Source organism: Stenotrophomonas sp. SbOxS2 (assembly GCF_013416715.1).
GTDB lineage: Bacteria > Pseudomonadota > Gammaproteobacteria > Xanthomonadales > Xanthomonadaceae > Stenotrophomonas > Stenotrophomonas lactitubi.
The window spans coordinates 180,739-195,587 of the sequence record NZ_JAAVXD010000002.1; the positions used below are offsets into that span (position 1 = coordinate 180,739).

General features: G+C 66.7%; 11 protein-coding genes and 1 riboswitch. Of the genes, 8 read left to right on the plus strand and 3 right to left on the minus strand.

The window, feature by feature from the left end; all coding sequences use genetic code 11:
- The first annotated feature begins 50 nt into the window (after positions 1-50).
- The gene (locus tag HFK18_RS04000) at positions 51-452 is read left to right on the plus strand and encodes a c-type cytochrome (RefSeq protein WP_180164536.1); all 402 of its coding nucleotides are present in this window, start codon (positions 51-53) and stop codon (positions 450-452) included.
- Here the strand turns inward: HFK18_RS04000 and HFK18_RS04005 are convergent.
- Entirely contained in the window at positions 446-4,060 is a 3,615-nt protein-coding gene (locus HFK18_RS04005) for a transporter substrate-binding domain-containing protein (RefSeq protein WP_180164538.1), read from the minus strand. The genes HFK18_RS04000 and HFK18_RS04005 overlap by 7 nt on opposite strands.
- A gap of 75 nt (positions 4,061-4,135) precedes the next feature.
- Here HFK18_RS04005 and HFK18_RS04010 point away from each other — a divergent pair, with 75 nt between their 5' ends.
- From HFK18_RS04010 to pnuC, 7 genes are all read left to right on the plus strand, one after another.
- Positions 4,136-4,774 carry a response regulator transcription factor gene (locus tag HFK18_RS04010; RefSeq protein ID WP_100554383.1) on the plus strand — a complete coding sequence of 213 codons (639 nt, stop codon included), beginning with the start codon at positions 4,136-4,138 and terminating at the stop codon, positions 4,772-4,774.
- A gap of 203 nt (positions 4,775-4,977) precedes the next feature.
- Positions 4,978-5,913: a hypothetical protein gene (locus tag HFK18_RS04015; protein ID WP_257216064.1), complete on the plus strand. Its 936-nt coding sequence runs from the start codon at positions 4,978-4,980 to the stop codon at positions 5,911-5,913.
- 107 nt (positions 5,914-6,020) lie between these two features.
- Complete coding sequence (locus tag HFK18_RS04020; RefSeq protein WP_180164540.1) at positions 6,021-8,048, plus strand: peptidoglycan-binding protein; 2,028 nt, start codon at positions 6,021-6,023, stop codon at positions 8,046-8,048.
- A 233-nt stretch (positions 8,049-8,281) separates the two neighbouring features.
- Positions 8,282-8,692, plus strand: coding sequence for a glycine zipper 2TM domain-containing protein (locus HFK18_RS04025; RefSeq protein ID WP_059063181.1), 411 nt, complete (start codon positions 8,282-8,284; stop codon positions 8,690-8,692).
- Positions 8,693-8,823: 131 nt separating this feature from the next.
- Complete coding sequence (locus tag HFK18_RS04030) at positions 8,824-9,951, plus strand: phosphotransferase (protein ID WP_180164542.1); 1,128 nt, start codon at positions 8,824-8,826, stop codon at positions 9,949-9,951.
- Positions 9,952-10,106: 155 nt separating this feature from the next.
- Positions 10,107-10,202, plus strand: a riboswitch (TPP riboswitch).
- 70 nt (positions 10,203-10,272) lie between these two features.
- Positions 10,273-12,453 (plus strand): TonB-dependent siderophore receptor, encoded by a 2,181-nt coding sequence (locus tag HFK18_RS04035; RefSeq protein WP_180164544.1) that lies wholly within the window; start codon positions 10,273-10,275, stop codon positions 12,451-12,453.
- Positions 12,450-13,034 (plus strand): nicotinamide riboside transporter PnuC, encoded by a 585-nt coding sequence (pnuC, locus tag HFK18_RS04040; protein ID WP_180164546.1) that lies wholly within the window; start codon positions 12,450-12,452, stop codon positions 13,032-13,034. The genes HFK18_RS04035 and pnuC overlap by 4 nt, the downstream gene beginning before the upstream one ends.
- 187 nt (positions 13,035-13,221) lie before the next feature.
- Here pnuC and HFK18_RS04045 read toward each other — a convergent pair whose 3' ends face one another.
- Positions 13,222-13,641: a TonB C-terminal domain-containing protein gene (locus HFK18_RS04045; RefSeq protein WP_180164852.1), complete on the minus strand. Its 420-nt coding sequence runs from the start codon at positions 13,639-13,641 to the stop codon at positions 13,222-13,224.
- A gap of 159 nt (positions 13,642-13,800) precedes the next feature.
- Entirely contained in the window at positions 13,801-14,775 is a 975-nt protein-coding gene (locus tag HFK18_RS04050; protein WP_100461846.1) for a Dyp-type peroxidase, read from the minus strand.
- Positions 14,776-14,849 lie beyond the last annotated feature (74 nt).

Below are 14,849 nucleotides of genomic sequence, written 5' to 3' on the forward strand. Positions count from 1 at the left end.
CGACCGCCGGTCGCAGCTCCACGTTGCGTGCGACCGTTATCCTGCCCGCCATGCGCGCCTTTCATCTGCTTCTTGTTGCTGCCACGACCCTGGCCGCCAGCGCGTGCCAGCGCCCACCGGCTGCGCCCAGCACGCCGGAACAGGCACGCCAGCAGGCGATGCAGCAGGCATTCGAACTGTGTGCCGGCTGCCACACCGTCAAGGCCGGCGGCATCCACCGCTACGGGCCCAACCTGCACGGAGTGATCGGCCGTCGTGCGGGCAGCCTGCCCGACTACGGATACTCGCAGGCCATGCGCCGCGCCGACATCGTGTGGAGCGCGCAGACGCTGGATACGTTCCTGCAGTCACCCACCCATCTGGTGCCCGGCACGCGCATGTACAACGCCTTCCCGAGCGCGGAGCGTCGCGCACTGGTGATCGCCTACCTGCAGGAATACGCGGCTCAGTGAGCCAAGCGCTGCAGCTGGTGCTGCAGATGCTCCACGAACTGTCCGGCATCAGCGATCGCCGCTGCGATCTCAGCCTCGCCTGAGGCCTGCAACCGTTCGACCAGCGCGTTGGCGCGATCGGCCAGCCCCCGTGCACCCACCGCGCCCAGCGCACCGGCTTGCCGGTGCAGATGCAGCGCGGCCGTCACCCGGTCGCCTTCCTGCAGCGCACGCTGCAGGGTCGCGATGTCCTCGTTGCTGGCCTTGATCATGCTGTCGTGCAGCTGCTGGGCAATCTCGCGCGAACCGAAGCGCCGCTGCAGAGTCGACAAGTCGGGCAGGCCCTCGTCGCCATCGGGTTCATCGTCGCTGTCCACTGCGGTCTGGTCATCCTCCACACCGTCCGCGCGCGGCAGCCAGCGCAGCAGCGCCTGTCGCAGCGTCGCCAACGACAACGGTTTGGCCAGCACGTCATCCATGCCGGCTTCGCGGCAGCGGCGTGCGTCGTCGTCAAGCACGCTGGCGGTCAGCGCCAGTACCGGCATCCGCGGCTGGCCGTTGCGGCCCTCGCGCTCGCGCAGCAGGCGGGTGAAGCCGAATCCATCCAGCACCGGCATGCGGCAATCGGTGATGACCAGATCGAAGGATTCCGATTCCTCCGCCAGCCGGTCCAGGGCCTGCTGCCCGTCATCGACCAGCACATGTGGCACGCCCAGCTGCTGCAGGCGCCAGGCCATCATCGCCTGGTTGGTGGGATGGTCTTCAATGACCATCACCCGCGCCTGGCGCAGATCAGGGGGCAGCAGCGCGATCTGCTGATGCTCGGCCTGCAGCGCCATCACATCCTCGCTGCGCGCCTCCACCAGCGACAGCAGCACCTCGACCCGCGTCCCTTCGCCCAGCGTGCTTTCCAGCTTCAGTTCGCCGTCCATCTTCTGCACCAGGCGCCGGCAGATGCTCAGGCCCAGCCCGGCACCCCCATGGTCGCGCTGGATGTACGCGCCGGCTTGGGTGAAGGGTTCGAACAGGGTCGGCAACTGCTCCGGCGCAATGCCGATGCCGGTATCGGTGACACTCAGGCGCAGCGGCTGGCTGCCATCCTCCGCAGTGGGCCCCAGCACCTCCAGCTGCAGCCGCACCGAGCCCTTCACGGTGAACTTGATGGCATTGCTGACCAGGTTGAACACGATCTGTCGAAAACGCACGCCATCCACTTCATGGGCCTGGGCCAGCTGTTCGTCGATGTCCAGCTGCAGGTCCAGGCCGCGCGCCGTGGCCTGCGGCAACAACAATCGATGCACCCCCTCCAGCAGGGGCCGCACCGGCAGCGGTACCGGCTCCAGGCGCAGCGCGCCCGCTTCCATCCGCGAATAGTCGAGGATGTCGTCCAGGATCTGCCGCAGCATCTGCGCCGAGTCTTCGATCACGCCAAGGATGCGTTGCTGTTCGGCGTCCAACGGCGAATGCGCCAGCACTTCCAGCATGCCCAGCACACCACTCATCGGCGTGCGGATTTCATGGCTCATGGTAGCCAGGAAGCGCGACTTCGCTGCCGCTGCCTGTTCGGCTTCGACCATCGCCGCGGCCAGCGCGTCGGCCTGCGCGCGCGCCTGGCTCACGTCCACCCAGTAACCACTCCAGGTCACCGCGCCCGCTTCGGTGGAATACGGGTGCGCCTGGCTGCGCACCCAGCAGGGTGCGCTTCCTTCGCGATGGACTTGGAACTCGAAGGAAAGCGGTGCGAAATTGCGCGCCGCCAGTTCCATCGCGCGCAACACCTTTTCGCGGTCATCGGCATCGATGCATGCCAACAGCGCCTGCCCATCCGTCTCCGCCTGCTGGCGGCTGATGCCGAACATCGACTGCACATCGCCGGCAATGAAGGGAAAGCTCAAGGTACCGTCCGCTTCGCGGCGGGCCTGGTAGACGATGGCAGGCAGGTTGTCGGTCACCTCGGCCAGGCGCTGCTCCAGCTCACGGCGGCCGGCCACTTCGCGGCGCAACCGCCAGTGCCCCAGCCCGTGCACCGCCACCGCAGTGGCCAGCACCAGCAGCAGGGGAAGGCCCCAGCGCAGGAGCGTGCGCCAGTCCACCCCATCGCGATATTCAACCGCCAGCCAATCGCCGCGCAGGGCCTCGCGCTGGCGTGGCCCCATCTGCAGCAGCAGGCGGTCGAAGGTGGTGGCCAAGGCCGCATGACGACGCTCCACCGCCAGCGCCAGCTGGTCGTTGAACCCCGCAGGTGCGGCCAGTTGCAGGCGCCCCGGAAAGCGGTTGCGCAGCAGCTGGTCGACCAGCGCCAGGTTGCCCACGTAGGCATCGGCCTCGCCATCAGCAAGGCGTTGCAGGGCCTGCTCGGCGCTGCGCGCGGCGACGATCTTCACCGATGGTGCCTGCTGCTGCACGTAGCCGCGGATGCGCTCCGGATCGGACAGCAGCACGCGTTTGCCGTCCAGGTCCGACAAGCCCAGCATCGACGGACTATCCGTGCGGGTGACGATCACGTTGGGCACGGTGATGAAGGGCTGGCTGAACACCCATTCCGGCCCGAGATAGCGCGAATCGGAAGGAATGCCGATCACCGCCTGCAGTTCCCCGCGACGCGCCTTCTCGCGCACCTCGTACCAGTCATGGCTGTTTTCAACCTGCAGGTTGGCGCCGGCCTGCAGCAGGCGCTGCAGGTATTTATTGGTCAGGCCACTGGGCTTGCCATTCCTGTCGGCGAACGACAGGGGAGCGGCATTGGGCGCAAAGCCGATCTTCAACGGCTGCTGCAGCACGCGTTTTTCGGCCTGGCTCAACGCCAGCTGCGCCGATGCCGACCACTGCGGCGGTGGCAGCCAGCGCTGCGCGAGGGCGTCGCGCTGGGCTTCGCTGACCGCGGCCAGCGCCAGATCCAGTGCTTCGGACAACGGCTGCTTGCTGTTGGGCACACCGAAGTGCAAGCGCTCCGGGGGCAGATCGCTGGGCCGCAGCAACACCACGCCCTTCAACTTGGCGGCGGCGATCAGTTCCGTTGCCACGTAGGCGTTACCGATGAAAATGTCGGCTTTGTCGTCTCTGACCATATTCAAGGCGGTCAGCGTGTTGTCTGCGACAAGTTGTCGTGCCCTTGGGAATCGCGCACGCACCTGCGGCCCGGTCATGAAGTCCTGCTCGACCACGACGCGCAGGCCATCCAGATCGGGGGCCTCCGAAGCACGCAGGTCCTGGGGACGCCCGACCATGGCCAGCGGTGCTTCGGCATAGGCGGCGGTGTAGACCATGCAACGGGTACGCTCGGCGCTGAGCGCGATGTTCATTACCACGTCGATCTCGCCGCGACATGCCGCATCCAGCACCGAGGGCCAGTCTGCAAAGCGGCGCGTCTCCACCTTCAGTCCAAGCTGACGGGCCGAAAGCGTCAGGTAGTCCGGGCCGAGGCCCACCTGCTTCCCGTCCTGGATCGACTCAAAAGGGGGCCAGCCACTGTCATACTGTCCAACAACGACAACAGGATGTGCGGCCAGGTATTCGCGCTGCAGGGGACTGAGCGGCAACGGTCCCGGCGCGGACGCGGACTGGGCCAGCGCCGGCAGAGCCAGCAGGGTCGTCAACAGGATCAGTCCACGAGCCGCCCAGCTGCGCATCTGCAACGATCTCCTGGAAGTCCTGCCAAGGACCGCGATAGTCGCGGTCCGGCGTGCCGATGGCCATACTAGAGCATGACCTTGCGCATCATCATCGCAGACGATCACCCCGTGGTCCGCATCGGTACCCGCGCCGTCATCGAGTCCAGCGGCGTTGGCAAAGTCGTTGGCGAGGCCGACAACGCCCAGGCGCTGATGACCCTGCTGACCACCCAGCCCTGCGACCTGCTGGTCACCGACTATTCGATGCCCGGCAGCCCCCAGGCCGATGGCTTCGCCATGATCGGCATGATCCGCCGCCGCCATCCCGACCTGCCGGTGCTCATGCTCAGCGTTTCCAACAACCTGGCGATCCTGCGCATGGTGCTCGACAGCGGCGTGCTCGGCCTGGTCGACAAGAGTTCGTCAATGGATGAACTGCCGCAGGCGATCCAGGCGGTCTATCGCGGCCAGTCCTACATCAGCCGCAGCCTGCGTGAGCGGGTGGAGGAAGCCGGCAGCTGGCGCATGCGCGAGGGCGATGGCAAGCCGTTGTCACCGCGCGAAGTGGAGGTGCTGCGCCTGCTCGGCACTGGCATGACGGTGAAGGAAATCTCGCTGCAGCTGCACAAGAGCGTCAGCACCATCAGCCGTCAGAAGGGCGATGCCATGCTCAAGCTGGGGCTGAAGGGTGACGCGGAACTGTTCGACTACCTGCGCGACGGCAGGATCTGAGACACCGTTCACAGCTCTTTGGGGAGCCTCCCCCCTGCCCCCCTGTGATCATCGTCGCATCTGTGCCATCATCCGCCCTGATGGGTTTTCCTATGCGAGGTCGAAGGAATCGACCGGCTCATCACGACGTTCCCCCTCACTGAGGGTGGGGCGTGTTCTGCGTTGGCCTTCCTGTCCGACGCCCGCAAACCATGGAGAGGTGCATGAAGATCCTTCCGCAATCCCGCTTGGCCCGTGTCCGCCCACGTCTGTGTGCGACGTTCGCCGGCCTGCTCGTTGCGTTGCTTGCCAGCGCCTGCACCCCCTCGACTTCGACCGCGTCACCACAGGGCGCCACCGCGCCACGACAGGATGTTGCCCCGATGCAGAGCTCCGCCACACCCGCCACCACGGCCACCGCCACGCCCCCCGATGCCGGCAGCGTGCTGTATTTCATCTACGACGTCGACGGCGATGGTGCCGTTTCGTATGAAGTAGCCAATGGCAGTGTCGCCACCTTCTGGTTCGGCCATGCCTTCGAAGTGGCCGGCACCCGCTATTACACCGGCTTTGCCTGGAACACGCCGCAGAAGTACGGCAAGCCCGGCGAAGACGACGTCGGTCCGGACAGCCAGGTCACGCTCACCGAGGCCACCTTCACCCTGACCGGCGACAAGCCGGATCGGCCGTGGGTGTTCAAGGGTGCCGAACCGTGGATCGGCACCGTCGGCGCCTACGGCACCGCGCCGGACATAGACAGCAAGCGCAAGCCGCTGGAGTACCGCACCCCGGCCGGCAAGCTGGTGCTGGCGGTGCCGACCAGCACCTTCGCCACCGGTACCAGCATCGAAAGCTACACCGTGCTGGTGTTCAACCCGGACTACGAGAAATCCGAAGACGGCCAGGTCTGGGCCAGCCTCGGCACGGTGATCACCGGCGAAGACAATTCGGCCGCCTGCGACGACGGCCAGGTGATGCCGTGCGTCAGCAACCAGGGCGTTCTGGCCTTCAACGCCGTCGCCGGCAGCGACCTGCCCAGCATCAGTGTCACCGCCACCGGCACCACCATTTCCGGCCCGGGCCAGACCCGTGCGCTGGGTGTGGCCGATGCACGCCAGTACCACTACGACGCCGCCCGCAAGGCCTACGTCGAAAAGTAAGACGCACCACCCCGCAGCACCTGTTGACCGACATGTTGAAGACTCACGGATGAGTCCGGTTGGCGTATCGCGGCAAAGGCCGCACCATCAACCCCAGAGGAAGTGTCATGGCACAACGTGACTACAGCAGAAAGGAAGTTCTCGACATCATCGAGCAGGTTGCACAGCGCAAGGGCATCGCCAGCGAAGACTTCCTGCGCTTTGCCCACATCGAGACCGGTGGCCGCTTTGACGAGCGCGCGCACAACGACAAGACCGATGCCAAGGGCCTGTTCCAGTTCCTGCCGTCGTCGGCCAAGCAGTACGGCCTGACCGGCCACGAGTACGACCCGACCCGCAACACTGAAGCGGCAGCGGAGATGTTCAAGCGCAACCTGGTGGACATGGAAAAGCGCCATGACCGCACCGGCCACCCGTACCTGTCCGGTGATGACAAGCCGAGCGGCCTGGACCTGTATCTGGCACACCAGCAGGGTGCGGCCGGCTACGGTTCGATCCAGACCGCGATCGCCACCGGCACGTTCGGCCTGGTGCGCGACGGCCACGGCGATCCGATCGACATGCGCCCGCGCATCATGGGCCAGATCGGCGGTGACGTGGAAGCGCTGACCGGGCATACGCGCGCCGAGATGCGCACGATGAATGATCGTGACCTGGCCAGTACCTTCGCCCAGTACTACGACCGCAAGTACGACGCGATCAGCATCCCGGAAAAGAACATCGCGCCGATCACCGAGGCCCAGGCACGTCCGGCACCGGTGCAGGCCGCACCGACGCAGACCGTGGCCCCGGCCGCGCAGGCCGCTGTTGCCACCGGTGCCGCGACCATCGCCGCCACCGCCACGGCTGCCGCAGCCAAGCCGGATGCACCCGGCATTTCGCTGGATGCGGCCTACAACGCCGGCGTGAAGTACGACAACGTCAAGTACGCGATCAACATCGAATCCAGCCAGTACTACCGTGGCAAGGGCGTCACCGGCAAGAACGTCGACCAGGGCTACATCGACTGCTCCGGCTGGGTCGGCACGATGCTCAACAAGACCCAGGACGAGATCAACCAGAAGGCCGGCCACGCGGTGTTCGCCGACGCCGACAAGATCAAGCTGGGCTTCGCCGGCTCCGGCGGGATCGTGCACGAGGCCTACAAGGACTCGGGCGTGCTGCTCAAGCGCGACGACATCCTCAAGCCGGGTGCGCTGAAGGAAGGCATCGTGATCGGCCTGGATACGGCCAAGACCAAGCACGAGCACTGGAATGGCATCGACCACATCGTGATGGTGGTGCGTGACCCGAACACCGACAAGCTGCTGATCAGCCAGTCCACCGGCAAGCTGGGCGTGCACACGATGCCGGTGGAGGATTACCTCAAGCAGGTGAAGGACCACCCGAACTGGAAGCTGTTCGCCTCTGATCCGCTGCACCAGGCACGCGACCTGCTGGAAAACCGCAGCCAGACGCATGAGCAGGCGCAAGCCAAGAGCGCGGCCGAGCCGAAGCCGGCGGCGCAGGAAAAGCCGCAGACCAGCAACGAAGTGCATAAGCAGGGCGCGCACGGCGAAGGTGTGCGCAGGGCGCAGGAACAGCTGGGCCACCTGGGATATGTGGGCGCCGACGGCAAACCGCTGGTCGAAGATGGAAAGTTCGGTCGCAACACCGAGGCTGCCGTGCGCCAGTTGCAGAAGGACAACGGTCTGGCAGTGGACGGCATCATCGGCCCGAAGACGCTGGATGCGATCAAGGACGCGCGCGAGCGCCCGCTGCTCAATGACGAGCGCCATCCGCAGAACCCGATGTACAACCAGGCCGTGAAGGGCATGGAGGGCCTACCGGCAGGCACCTTCAAGGACCGCCATGCACTGGAGGCGGCCGCCGCTGCACTGACCAAGGAAGCGCAGGCCAGCGGCATGCAGCGCATCGACTCGGTGGTGCCCAGCACCAATGGTGAGCGCATGTTTGCCGTACAGGGTACCGCCGGCGACCCGGCCGCCTGCCGCGCGGCGGTGGACACCCGCGCTGCCAGCGAGCAGAGCATGGCGCTCAGCAGTGGGGCGGTGCACGGTGCACCGAATGTCCTACAGCAGCAGGACGCCCAGCAGGAGCAGGTGAAGCAGGCCCAGCGCGCCATGGGCCACTGAGCCAGGCAGGGGAAGGGCCGCGTACTGCGGCCCTTTTCCTTTCTGGCAGCTGAGCGGCCGCAGCGCTTTCAGCCTCGCTTCATGCCGCCTGACGCTAGATGAATGCGCAAGCCGCACGGGGATCGCGCGCAATGTTCCGGCAATGTCCGGGCACCAGCGTGGTCCCTACGGCAGCCGGGGCGCCCAGCGCCCTCCCTGCCCACCGTGGCATGCACCTCACAGGAGAACCCAACATGCTCAGCACTTCCGCACTCAGCTTCCGTGGTCTGGCGATGGCCCTGGCACTTCTTGCTGGCGTGGCCGTGGTCAGTGATGCCAGCGCGATGTCGAGGAAGGACAAGCGCACCGTGGTCGGTGCCGTCGTCGGCGGCGTGGCGGGTCACCTGATCTCCAACGGCGACCCGGCCGCCACCGTCGGCGGCGCGGTTGCCGGCGGCGCCATCGGCAACCTGACCACCTCCGACCGCCATGACCGCCGCTACGACGGGCGCTATGACCGCCGTTATGACCGTGGCTACGATCGCCGTTATGACCGGGGCTACAACCGCGGTTATGGCTATGACCGCCGCGATGACCGTCGCTGGCAGCGCGAGCGCCATGACAACCGTTACTACCACGACCGCGGCCGCCATCGCGGCTGGTAAGCGCGCCGGCCACAGGCCGCACATGATGTGTCCCTGACGGGCGGGTCGATGACCCGCCCGTTTGCGTCTGTGGCGTCCATGGCGTTGAATGCGCAGCCTTGGATGTTCCTTTACTCACCAGCGGCCGTGGCATGACTTCTTCCCCCCATCGCGTGCAGGGCCTCAACAACGACGAGGTCGCCGCCGACTGGCCGGCGATCGACGCGCAGGAGATCACCTGGCTGCGTGGCCATTTTCCGCAGCTGGGCGCAGACAGCACGCTGCGCTGGCACAGCCCGCGTCCGTTGTCGGCCGCGGCCATCGTCGACGGCACGGGCGGTCCGGTCTTCATCAAGCGCCACCACCACAGTGTGCGCAGCGCTGGAAGCCTGGAAGAGGAACACCGTTTCATCGCGCATCTGGCGACTGCCGGCATGCCGGTAGTGCAGGTACTGGCCAGCAACGAGGGCCGCACCGCACTCGAACACGGCCAGTGGACCTACGAACTGCATGCGGTGGGCGCCGGCAGGGACCTGTATCGCGAGCTGCCGTCATGGTCGCCGTTGACCGACGTCGCCCAGGCCCGCGAGGCAGGGCGCATGCTGGCCACGCTGCACCGCGCGGCAGCCGGCTACCACGCCCCGCAACGCAGTACCCATCTGCTGGTGGCACGCGACGACCTGATCCGCGCCGATGACCCGATCGCCGCGCTGAAGGCCGACCTCGGCAACCGCCCCGGGTTGGCCCGCTACCTGGCGCGCATTCCCTGGGAAGAACAACTGCACCGCGATGTGCTGCCCTGGCACCATGGCCTGGCCGCGCGCCTGCAGGACGAACCACGGCTGTGGGCGCACAACGACTGGCACGTCTCCAACCTGCTGTGGAACGACGACGGCACGATTGCCACGGTGCTCGATTTCGGTCTGGCCTCGCCGACCAGCGCGCTGTTCGACCTGGCCACCGCGATCGAACGCAACGCGGTGGCCTGGCTGCAGCTGGAGCGCGGCACCGACGCGGTACGCATCGATATCGCCCTGGCCCTGTTGGATGGCTACCGACAGGAACTGCCGCTGTCGCCCACGCGCGTGCACCTGCTGGCCGACCTGCTGCCGATGGTCCATTTCGACTTCGCTCTGTCCGAAGTGGAGTACTTCGAGGGGGTCACCCGCTCCACCGCGAATGCCGACGTCGCCTGGCAGCCGTTCATGCTCGGGCATCCGGCCTGGTTCGCCACGGCCTCCGGCCAGGCCCTGCTGGCGGCCCTGCACGCCGCTGCGTAAGCCGCGAGCCACCCAACCCGCTGGGTACCGAGTAGATCGACGACATGCGTCGATGATGCGCTCGGCCGGGGCCAGATGCCTTTCCGCTGGAAAGAGATCTGACCCCGCCTGAAGGGTGGCGGCTCGCAAATCCGTACCATTTGTAGTGAAATGGTCACCTGAAGCGGGGGTGCCTGGATCTGCTAGGCTGAGAGAGTCCCTTGGAACCTGATCCGGTTTGCACCGGCGTAGGGAGCTTTGAGCCGCAGCCACACCCCCGTCATGGGCCGGTGCACCTGCGCGCCGTCGCTTCGTCTCCCTTGTTGTCTGAAGACGAATCGAATGAACCGCTGCCTGCGCCCCACCCTGCTCGCCCTTGCCCTCTGCGCTGCCCTGCCGCTGTACGCCAGCGAGGCAGGCACCGACGCCGTTGATGCTCCGCCGTCCTCGCCCACCGATCTGGCGGCGGTACGCGTGCAGGCCGGCAAGCCGGCCACCGACACCTCGCGCGTCAACGCATTCGGTGGCGGCTCCTGGAAGGACACCCCCGCCTCGGTGAACGTGCTGGAGCGCGACTACCTCGACCGTCGCCAGGTGCGTTCGCTGTCCGAGCTGGCCAGCAACGATGCCTCGCTGGGCGATGCCTATGCGCCGGTGGGCTACTACCAGAACATCGCCATCCGCGGCTTCGCGCTGGATGCGGCCACCGGCTACCGCTTCAACGGCATGTCCATCGCCGGCGAACAGCGCCTAGCGCTGGAGAACATCCAGGAAGTGCAGATCCTGAAGGGCGAAGCCGGCCTCGCGGCTGGCGTGATGGCGCCCGGCGGCATCATCAACTACGTGGGCAAGCGCCCGGCGGAAGTGCGCACGGTCACCCTGGGCACCGATTCGGAAGGCTCGCGCTATGCCGCCGTGGATGTCGGCCACTGGCTGACCCCGCGCTTCGGCGTCCGCTTCAATGCCGCCTGGGATGCCAGCGATTCCTACGTTGAGCATGCCGACGGCCGCCGCAACTTCTATTCGCTGGCCACCGACTGGCTGATCGGCGAACACGGCAAGCTGGAAGTGGATGCCAACTACCAGACCAGCTCGCAGCGCTCGGTGTCCGGCTTCCAGCTGCTGGGCGCGCGGGACCTGCCACGCGGCGTCGACCGCGAGCGCCTGCTCGGCTACCAGCCGTGGCAGCGGCCGGTGGACATCGCCAGCACCAACATCACCGCCCTGCACACCTACGACTTCAACGACGCCTGGCAGTCGCGGCTGTCGATCGGCCACAGCCGCTCGGTGATCGATGACAACGTCGCTTTCGCCTACGGCTGCTACTACACCGCAGGGTGCGCAGACGGCAGCGTGCCGGGCAACTATTTCGCCCCCAACGGCGACTACGACATCTACGACTACCGCAGCCCGGATGACACCCGCCGTAACCAGCAGGCACGTGCCGAACTGCGCGGCAGCTTCGACACCGGCAGCGTCGGCCACCAGCTGAGCATCGGCGCCGACTACTTCCGCCGCACCGTCGACAAGCGCCCGAGCGTCAACGAGTACGTCGGCACCAGCAACATCCACGATGCGCAGGTGCCGGTGTTCGAGCCCTCGCCGAAGATGCCGGGTGCATCGGCACGACGCCTGGACAGCCGCCAGACCGCGTTCTTCGCACTGGACCGGATGAGTTTCGGCGATGACTGGCAGTGGCTGGCCGGTGGCCGCTTCGTGCGCCTGGACGAGCGCGCCTATGACAAGCGGGGCACGCCGCAGCGCCACAGCCGCCTGTCGCGCTTCCTGCCGCAGACCGCGCTGGTGTGGAAGGCCACCGACCAGCTCAACGCCTATGCCAGCTACGTGCGCGGCATTTCGCTGGGCCAGGAAGCACCGTTCTGGACGTCCAACGCCGATACCTTCCTGCCGTCGATGCAGTCGCGGCAGCTGGAAGTGGGTGTGAAGTACGTACCGGTGGACGCTCTTACCCTGGGCGCCGCAGTGTTCCGCACTACCCAGCCCTACCAGTACGCAAAGCCGGACGGCAGTGATGCCGGCTACACCTTCGTCGAAGAAGGCAAGCAGACCCATACCGGGCTGGAACTGACCGCCAACGGCCAGCTGACCGACGCGCTGCAGATCGTCGCCAGCGCCAGCGTGCTGCAGGCGCGCGCACGCGACAGCGGTACTCCGGCCTATGAAGGCCATCAGCTGGTGAACGTGCCGAAGGTGCGCGCCAGCGTGCATCTGGCCTATGCACTGCCGTTCGCCGAGGGCTTGGACGTGACCGGTGGTTGGCGCTACGCCGCCGCCAACGTCGCCCGCGCCGATGGCGGTGTACGCGCACCGGACTACTCGGTGTTCGACGCTGGCCTGCGCTTCCAGCACCGCATGCACGAGCGTGCCGTGACCTGGAACCTGTCGGTGGACAACCTGTTCAACCGCTTCTACTGGCGCGACACCGGCAGCAGCGGCGGTGACTACTACCTGTTCCCCGGTGCGCCGCGACAGGCTCGCCTGTCGGTGACGTTCGCGCTGTGAGCGGCGTCGCGCTCGAGTGGACCGCAGCCCTCTTCAGCATCCTCGGGGTGTGGCTGATGGCAAAGCGACGGCTGGCCGCGTGGCCGGTCGGCCTGCTGTCGGTCGCGCTGTACGGCGCGGTGTTCGCCGAGGCCAAGCTGTACTCGGACACGCTGCTGCAGGTCGCCTTCGGTGGTTTCCTGGTCTACGGCTGGATCAACTGGCGCCAGCACGCGGCCGATGAGGGCAGCATCCGCATCGTGCCGCTGGCGCGCGGCACGCTGCTGCGCGACCTCGCCATCGGCCTGTGCGCCGGCGTCGCGCTTGGCGCCGGCATGCACACCTTCACCGATGCGGCGCTGCCATGGCTGGACGCGATGCTGACCGCGTTGAGCCTGGTCGGGCAGTGGTGGCAGGCACGCCGACACGCCGCCTGCTGGTGGGTGTGGATCGTGGTGGACGTGGTCTACGTGGGCGCGTACCTGTTCAAGTCGCTGCACGTGACTGCTGCGTTGTACGTGTTCTTCCTGGGCCTGGCATTGTTCGGGCTGCGGGCGTGGCGTGCAGCCGCGCGGGAACCGCAGGCAGTACCTGCGCGGTAGAGCCATGCCATGCGTGGCTGTTGTGGGGCGACCGTCGCGCCATCCACGCATGGCGTGGATCTACTGGTAGTCGCCAACCTTGGTTGGCACCTGCCAAACGCAGCCACGCATGCGGAGACACATAGTAGAGCCTCGCCATGCGTGGCTGTTGTGGGCAATCGGCACGCGATCCACGCATGGCGTGGATCTACTGGGGTTGCAGAACCAGCCCCAAGCGCAGCGGTTGGCGCATGTCCTTCGGCGGTGCCGCCGGCAACGCCGTGGCCCGCAGCGTCGCGCGCAGATCGGCATCCACCTGGGCATCACCCAAGCTGTCGAATTCCAGTTTGGAGATCGCGCCATCGCGGGCGATCCACACGCTCACCACCAGCGGTGTCGGCGTATCGGGATGCTCCTGCAGCCAGGCCAGCAGGCGCTGGGCGCGTGGAACCTGTTCCTGCTGCAGGCGCTGCTGCAGTTCGCCGCTGACGGAGGCCGCATAGGCCATCCAATGCGCAGGCGCGTCCTGTGCGGACACGCTGGCGCTGCCCAGCGCCAGCAGGCCCAGCAACCATGCCAACGGGCGCCAACCACGGCGCGTGGTGCGCCTGTTGCCTGCAGAATCCATCACCCACGTCTCCACTGCCGTCCAACGCGCCATGGTCGGCGCTGCAGATGACAGGCAGATGGCGGCGCAGTAGAGCCACGCCATGCGTGGCTGTTCTGGGCAACCGGTTGATCCATCCACGCATGGCGTGGATCTACCTGGCTGCCCCGCCCGGCGTGATCAGTCGCCCAAGTCGGCCAGCACCTTGCGCGAGGGGGCGAAGAAGGTGACGCCGGTGGTCGCGGTGGAGAAATCGAGGATGCGGTCGTGCAACGGCGCGGGATTGCCGATGAACATCCGCTCCAGCATCTGCTCGATCACCCACAGCCGACGCGTGTAGCCGATGAAATAGGTGCCGTACTCGCCGCGCCCCGGATTGGCGAAGGGCATGTTGTCGCGCAGGATCTCGTGCTCGCCGTCGGCATCCTCGATGGTGCACAGCGTCTTGTGCGACTTCTGCGCGTCGGCCGGCGCGTCATCCAGCTCGATGTTGTCGTGCTTGGTGCGGCCGATGATCGCTTCCTGCGCTTCGGTCTTCTGCGCACGCCAGGCATCGAGGTTGTGCAGGTACTTCTGCACCACCACGTAGCTGCCACCGGCATGGTCGGGATCTTCGTCGCCGACGATGGTCGCCTCCGGCAGCGACAGCCCCTCCGGGTTGGCGGTACCGTCGACGAAATCGAGCAGGTCACGGCCATCGAAGTAGCGGAAACCGGCCACGTCATCCACCGCTTCCACGGCATCACCGAAGGCGAGGAGCAGGTTCTTCTCGAACGCCACGATAAGATCCATCGTGCGCGCACGGATGTGGTACAGCAGGTCGCCCGGCGTGGATACCGCCGTATGGGTGGCACCCTTCACTTCCTGGAACGGCTTCAACTCGCGCGGTGGCGTGCTGCCCACCAGCGGCGCCCACACGCGGTGGCCAATGGCCACATTGCAGGTAAAGGTGCGTTCGATCTCGCGGATGGCGGTGTTCTTGATCAGGTCATCGGTGCTGGCCAGCACCTCGCGCACTTTCGCCAGCGACGCTTCATCGTCCTTCACGGTCAGCACCAGGAACGCGGCCGAATGGGTCAGCGGCGCGGTGATCTGCTGCGGCTCGTTGTCGAGCGTGTGGTTGAGGGCGGTGATGGGGGCGGGCTGGGCGTTCACGGCAGTTCCTGCTGGCTTGAGGCGGGCACATCGCATGCGGCGATGTGCGGGCGATCATAGCGGAACGGCCTGGC

Coding starts and splice junctions, on each gene's coding strand:
- HFK18_RS04005 (WP_180164538.1), bottom strand. CDS start 4,060: ATGCGCAGCTGGGCGGCTCGTGGACTGATCCTGTTGACGACCCTGCTG.
- HFK18_RS04000 (WP_180164536.1), top strand. CDS start 51: ATGCGCGCCTTTCATCTGCTTCTTGTTGCTGCCACGACCCTGGCCGCC.
- HFK18_RS04020 (WP_180164540.1), top strand. CDS start 6,021: ATGGCACAACGTGACTACAGCAGAAAGGAAGTTCTCGACATCATCGAG.
- HFK18_RS04010 (WP_100554383.1), top strand. CDS start 4,136: ATGACCTTGCGCATCATCATCGCAGACGATCACCCCGTGGTCCGCATC.
- HFK18_RS04045 (WP_180164852.1), bottom strand. CDS start 13,641: ATGGATTCTGCAGGCAACAGGCGCACCACGCGCCGTGGTTGGCGCCCG.
- HFK18_RS04030 (WP_180164542.1), top strand. CDS start 8,824: ATGACTTCTTCCCCCCATCGCGTGCAGGGCCTCAACAACGACGAGGTC.
- HFK18_RS04025 (WP_059063181.1), top strand. CDS start 8,282: ATGCTCAGCACTTCCGCACTCAGCTTCCGTGGTCTGGCGATGGCCCTG.
- HFK18_RS04015 (WP_257216064.1), top strand. CDS start 4,978: ATGAAGATCCTTCCGCAATCCCGCTTGGCCCGTGTCCGCCCACGTCTG.
- HFK18_RS04035 (WP_180164544.1), top strand. CDS start 10,273: ATGAACCGCTGCCTGCGCCCCACCCTGCTCGCCCTTGCCCTCTGCGCT.